This is a genomic window from Peribacillus sp. P4_D6 (assembly GCF_056401795.1).
In genome coordinates this window covers 1-6618 of sequence record NZ_JBFUIQ010000168.1, presented here as the reverse complement: position 1 = coordinate 6618, position 6618 = coordinate 1, and the positions used below count along the sequence as shown (strand labels likewise).

The window sequence follows — 6618 nt, the reverse complement described above, 5'->3', positions numbered from 1 at the left end:
TATTGAATCAAGTGGACATGATTCATTTGACCATCGAGGATTTGTGTATAATTCGTTCTTTACAGGAACAAGTGAAGGGACTTTTGACACAAATTGTAGGGAACTTTTATAAAAATCTAGAAAATGAACCCTCTTTAATGAAAATCATTAAGGACAATGGTTCTGTTGATAGGTTGAAAAAGACACTGCATCGTCATATGTTCGAAATGTTTAGCGGAACCATTGATGATGCGTATATTAAACAGCGTTATATTATCGCACAAGTACATGTGCGAATTGGACTTCAGCCAAAATGGTATATGAGTGCATTTCAGGATTTATTGCAATCATTGATCATTCATGTGATTTCCAACATAAAAAATATTGAGCAATATCAAGATAACATTCTGGCTGTCACTAAAATTTTTAATTTAGAGCAGCAAATAGTTTTAGAGGCATATGAACTTKAAAATGAGAAGATTCGCCAAAAAGACTTAGCAGAAAAAGAGACGATGAAACTACAGGTCAATCATAATGCAGAGGAATTGGCAGCAATCAGTMAAGAGACCAGTTCAGCAACTCAATTAATGGCAAATAAGGTAGGGGAAATTCATGATTTCACCCAAAAGGGGTCCGAGATTGCCATACATGCAGAGGGAAAGTCAAATGAGGGAGTCGAACTGTTACAGAGATTAGAGAAAAGATTGGTGAAAACGCAGGAGCAAATGACGATCATTTCAAATGATATGGAGCAGCTTTCCAATACTTCAAAGGAAATTGAACGAATTGTCACGATCATCACTTCCATTGCCGAGCAAACGAATTTGTTGGCGTTGAACGCAGCGATCGAAGCGGCAAGAGCCGGTGAAAATGGTAAAGGATTTGCGGTTGTGGCTGGTGAGGTAAGGAAGCTATCGGAAAATACCAAGGACTCGGTATCTGAAGTAGTGAAATTGGTTAATGGAATCGCTCATTTTACCAACGTCATGAACACGTCAATTTCCATGGTTAGCGGGGAAATTACTAAAGGCACGAAACAAGGAAAAGAAACGGGCATATTTTTTACTGATATAGCAAAGGCCATGCTTTCTGTGAAAGAGCAGAATATTAAGATCACCAAGGAAATGACAGAGCTGAATGATATATTCGATGAAATTAATGAAGCGTTCAATCAAGTGGCCGTTTCCTCGGATCAATTGACTCAATTGACAATGAACTTGTAATGAAGTTGAACGGTTTTACAGAACAGTTTTTGGGGCTCATTTGTATTTTAATAAACAACACGATAGAATATTTCTAAAAACCCCCAAAGCGGTCTATAAAATATGAACAAACTATAAATTGGGATTTAAATCACCTCCCAATGGATGCCGTTAACGGGCTGCTCAATAAATCACTTGATAAAATATAAGTTTAATGTTATATTAATAAAGCGATGAGCTAATTTGTGTAAGTCGAAGAACAAGCTTTTAGCTAAACGTCGGGATGTGGCCTGACGGTTCTGCGCCACAAACGCATCAAAGACGCCTGCTGCGTGCAGGCGTCTTTTTCATTTTATCGTTTCTTTTTTTGCAGCTTGTACGTCATCTTTGAATTCCTCTTGTATTTCTTCTGTTATTCCCTTGGTTGCATCTTTAAATTCCTTAAGTGAGGTGCCGACTGCCCGTCCGATTTGAGGCAGCTTGTTCGGTCCAAAAACAATTAAAGCTAAAAGAAGGATTAAAATTAAACCGGGAAAACCAATGTTTGATAGCATAATCAGTCACTCCAATCAAATTTATTAGTTTATATTATAGACTCCTTCCATGTATTTGCAAATGGTATTTAGAATATATTATAGTGTTGAACATCCGATGATCTTTGGAAGACAAACGCTTTCAATTCCGTCTCCATTTTATCTTGCACATTCTATCTTAAAATATTTACTTACCCAAGTATGATATTCCCTGAAAAGATATCAATGAAAGTGGGGGACGGATAGTGTAATCAGAGTGCCATTTGACGTTTTGGGCATGAAACTAATTTGGCTGCACCAGCTTAATGTCCGGCATGAAATTTTTTTGTTGCATGGGAATGATTAAACTTGCAAGTTTGAAGATATTTCGGTATTATAACTATACAAGCTGCGTTGTTCGTAATGATAATTAAGTTTTAACCTTTAAGCTGTAATAGGGAGTTTTATATTGAAACAGGAATGTTATGCCTCGTCACTGACTTGGACAACAGGATTGCTTCTGCAAACACCCACTTTGAGGAGTGGTGGTTTAAAACTTTCTTACTTGAATACGGCAATAGCGGCTTACTACATTAATAATTAGAAACCAGTCCGATAAGGGACTGGTTTTTTGTTGTTTTATGGTATGGAACGTTGAAGATCCGTATAAAAAAAGATGATATCCAGAAATTGCGAATACCATGTTAGTAACCGGGTTATGTGAAGGCTTCAAGAATTATGAATAATATGTGAAAGTTTTTATTGAAATATCAGATAATTAGCATTTATAATAACAATTAGATAACTCGGTTCACTATTTGTATAAAAATATGTGAGTCGAATATTTTTTGAATGATTACGTAAGCGCTATCATTTGGATGGAATTATTGCAGTCACCTAGAGAGGAGAAAGATTTTATGGCTAAAATTAATACGACCGAGGTAATTGGCAACAGTAAATTTAACCGCTTTCATTTAGGGTTGCTGGCATGGTGTTTTATCATTATCCTTTTTGACGGCTATGACCTTGTCGTTTACGGAACAGTCGTCCCGTTATTGACAGAGGAATGGAACCTTACTTCCGTGGAAGCTGGGGCCATGGGCAGCTACGGTCTATTTGGAATGTTGTTCGGGGCCATCTTCTTTGGTACATTAGCAGATCGGATTGGCAGGAAAAACGTAATCGCGATTACACTTATTTTATTTAGTTTATTTACGCTTTTATGTGGATTTGCGGATACGCCTACGATGTTTTCGACTTTCCGATTCCTGGCAGGGTTAGGGCTTGGGGGCATCATGCCGAACGTCATTGCCTTATTGACGGATTATGCACCGAAAACGATGCGGAGCATGGTCGTTTCAATCGTTTTGTGCGGTTACTCATTCGGAGGGATGCTTGCGCCGATACTGGGCATCCTGGTTATGCCGACACTGGGTTGGGAATCAATATTCTGGTTTGCCGGAATACCATTGTTGTTTTTACCCTTCATGATGAAACGATTACCAGAGGCTTCGACCCATCTGATCAGAGTCAACAAAAAGGAAGAACTGATCAGAATATTATCCAAGGTAAGTCCGGAAAGTGAATTCGACATCAAGGACGAACTTGTGGAAGTGAATAAAACAGAAGCCAATATGCCGATTGTTGGATTGTTTAAGGATTCCCGTACTCTTAGCACATTGATGTTCTGGATCGCCTTTTTCATGTGCTTATTGATGGTATATGGATTGAATACATGGCTTCCAAAGCTAATGATCGAGGCAGGGTATGCGTTGAATTCAAGCTTGGGTTTCTTGATCGTCCTTCAAGGCGGCGCTATCGTAGGCACGCTTATCATCGCTAAACTTTGTGATCGTTATGGTTCCAAGAAAATGCTTGTGCCGATGTATGCGCTTGGTGCTGTAAGTTTGACGCTATTGGGAATGGGAGGAAGCTCATTTGTGATTTACACATTGGTAGCGATTGCAGGAGCCTGTACCATTGGTGCCCAAAACCTTGTACAAGCCTATGTTTCCCAGTACTATCCGCCGAATATTAGATCGACTGCACTAGGGGTGGCATCTGGTATCGGAAGGATTGGCGGTATGCTCGGGCCCATACTCGGCGGATTTTTATTATCCATCTCGCTGCCCATCCAATTGAATTTCATCGCCTTCGCCATTCCGGGTCTCATTGCTGCAGTTGCCTTATCATTCGTTCCAGTGAAAATGGCTTATTATAAACATGATCACTCGGAACCAACTGAAGAAATGGGCGTAGAAGCCAATAAAATGAACGTCTTGTGAACTACAGGCATGAAATGCAGTGCTTGGATACCCATGCTGTCATTTCATGCCTATTTGTTTTTTTAGTCTTTTTTGCCATAAATGAAATGGAAAATTGACAAGAAATAGCGTAAAGGTTTTCCAGAAATTGATTGGCGTGACCTACTTTTGAGAAAAGTTGCTYAAATGTTCATAATTTCGCAATATGAGTCACTCTTACTTTAAAGAATAAATGTTAGAATGATGGTACGGATAATTAATTCTCCCTTGAAGTGGAGCGAACTAGAAATTAATCTCATCTTTTGTGAGGAGTCAATACTTTGAAAATTTTAAAACATGTAATTTTTTGGTTATGCATTATAGGGACATTATTCTCTATGATTTATTTCTTTGTAGCAGACATTCCGTTATATGTTAAATTGTTAGGCGGAGCCATCATCCTTTATCTTGGTTATGATCTAATAACAGAATCAAGGAAAAGAAAGCGTAAAGATGCCTTGGAAGCTTAAAACTATATTAGGTAAAAGCCCTCTTTTGCTTAGAGGGCTCAGACTGTAGTCAAACTCGATGAAAATCGATTTGGCTACAGTTTTTTTATGGCTTGTACAATTTGAACGTTGATTGGAACATACAAACTGAGCCCTCTTTTGATAAGAGGGCTTCTTTAAGCGCATCAAGAATTGGGCAATCCTTAGTTTAATAATTTGACCATGGTATTCGGAGGGGGAAAATTGCATGTATCGAGGATCAGTAAACTTGTCAATAAGGGGAAAGTGATTTCTGGCCACAAGTGGTTTTATAATTGCTTGAATTATAGACAAGATAGTTAACATAAAGGTTTCGATATAGAAATGGTTTTTCTCAGTGTCACCATTCACCTTTCAATCTAACAAGGTTCAAATGAATTTTAAAAGATGTACGTATAAATTATGCAATATATTCATCTAAAGTTTCAAAATAATAACAAAAGAAAGCGTTGACATCTTTAAAAAGACAAATTATTATTTATTTGTACGGATAAATATTAAGAATATTTACACTTTTGTAAAATTAGTCCGTATTAATTATCGATTTATTTATCATTAAGATTTATCGGGCGGAGCAAAAAATATTAAATATATCCAATAGGGGGGGATCTCAGCCGTCAGAAAAAATTTCAGATATCGTTATCGAAATAGATAATTGCAACTAGATTCAAAGAGTAGACGTAAACAAAAAGGAGACTAAAATATGAATACAATGCAAACTTATAAGAACCCAATTGTTGAACAAAGAGCAGATCCTTGGGTATATAAGCATTCGGATAACTATTATTATTTTGTTGCATCCGTACCAGAATATGACCGACTTGAAATCAGGCGATCTAAAACTATTCAAGGAATAGGTAAAGCGGAGGCTATTACTGTCTGGAGAAAAAATGAGACTGGACCGCAAAGCTCACTGATTTGGGCTCCAGAACTTCATTTTATAAAGGGAAAATGGTACATCTACTTCGCTGCGGCGAGAACCGACCAACCAGTAAACGGAACGTTCGACCACCGAATGTTTGTACTTGAGAATGAAAGTCCCGATCCATTAAAGGGAGAATGGATTCATAAGGGACAAGTTAAGACAGAATGGGAATCTTTTTCATTAGATGCTACCGCTTTTGAACATAAAGGTATTTTATATTATGTATGGGCTCAAAGGGATTTTAACATTAAAGGGAATTCCAATATATATATTGCGGAAATGGAAAATCCTTGGACAATTAAGGGGCCGCAGGTAATGCTTTCAAAGCCTGAATTACCTTGGGAGACTATTGGTTTCCATGTAAATGAGGGTCCAGCAATGCTTAAAAGAAATGGAAAGGTTTTCATTACTTATTCATGCAGTGCAACAGATCATAATTATTGCATGGGTTTACTTACGGCTGAGGAAGATAGTGATTTGTTAAACCCTGCTTCTTGGACTAAATCTCCAAATCCTGTTTTTCAAAGTGCACCGGAAAATGGACAATATGGACCAGGTCATAATAGCTTTACAGTTTCAGAGGATGGGAGCGAGGATATTTTAATTTACCATGCTCGTAATTATACCGAAATTGAAGGGGACCCCTTGTATGATCCCAATCGACATACACGGGCACAAGTATTTAAATGGAACCAGGATGGCTCTCCAAACTTTGGGATCCCATTACCGGATGCGGTGAATAAAAGTTAAAGTAAAAGCTAGTGATGAAATATTAATATTCAGCTTGGAATCTTTCTGCAATGCCGTGGAAAGATTCACTTGCATTTTAGCATGGTTAAATTTGTCTTATATAATACGTAAAGGGGACCTTATATGAATGTTTCTAAAGGTTTTTGGAATTTTGGAGGACTATTTTATTTTTACTTTATAATTTGGGCAATCGTTCTTGGTTTCCTCCCATTATGGTTAGAAGATGTTGCCGGTCTTAACCCAAGTGAAACAGGCATTGTTTTTTCATCGATGTCATTAATTGCATTATGTTATCAACCTTTTTTAGGAATCATTTCAGATAAATTGGGATTCAAAAAAAACTTATTTTGGGTTGTCGTAATCCTTTTAATGTTTATGGGGCCTTTCTTCAGCTTCCTTTATGCCCCATTACTAAAAGCGAATATAGTTATAGGAGCAATTATAGGAAGTGTATACCTT

6 protein-coding genes and 1 other RNA gene are annotated in these 6618 nt (G+C 37.5%); 6 read left to right on the top strand and 1 reads right to left on the bottom strand.

Features of this window, described 5'->3' with window-relative positions; genetic code table 11:
• A partial coding sequence (locus tag AC1DVB_RS24320; RefSeq protein WP_477591338.1) for a protoglobin domain-containing protein occupies positions 1-1202 on the top strand: 1202 nt, incomplete at its 5' end.
• Positions 1203-1528: 326 nt separating this feature from the next.
• Here AC1DVB_RS24320 and tatA read toward each other — a convergent pair.
• Positions 1529-1735: a twin-arginine translocase TatA/TatE family subunit gene (gene tatA, locus AC1DVB_RS24315; RefSeq protein WP_477591336.1), complete on the bottom strand. Its 207-nt coding sequence runs from the start codon at positions 1733-1735 to the stop codon at positions 1529-1531.
• 361 nt (positions 1736-2096) lie between these two features.
• Between tatA and ssrS the strand changes: the two genes are divergently transcribed.
• The 5 genes from ssrS to AC1DVB_RS24290 all read left to right on the top strand — a co-directional run.
• Positions 2097-2284: non-coding RNA, 6S RNA (gene ssrS / locus AC1DVB_RS24310), on the top strand.
• Positions 2285-2610: 326 nt separating this feature from the next.
• Entirely contained in the window at positions 2611-3978 is a 1368-nt protein-coding gene (locus AC1DVB_RS24305; protein ID WP_477591334.1) for an MFS transporter, read from the top strand.
• Positions 3979-4277: 299 nt separating this feature from the next.
• Positions 4278-4466, top strand: coding sequence for a hypothetical protein (locus AC1DVB_RS24300; RefSeq protein WP_034312104.1), 189 nt, complete (start codon positions 4278-4280; stop codon positions 4464-4466).
• 721 nt (positions 4467-5187) lie between these two features.
• Positions 5188-6159 carry a glycoside hydrolase family 43 protein gene (locus tag AC1DVB_RS24295; protein WP_057277713.1) on the top strand — a complete coding sequence of 324 codons (972 nt, stop codon included), beginning with the start codon at positions 5188-5190 and terminating at the stop codon, positions 6157-6159.
• A 123-nt stretch (positions 6160-6282) separates the two neighbouring features.
• Positions 6283-6618: MFS transporter (locus tag AC1DVB_RS24290; protein WP_477591332.1), on the top strand; the 336-nt coding region annotated here is incomplete at its 3' end.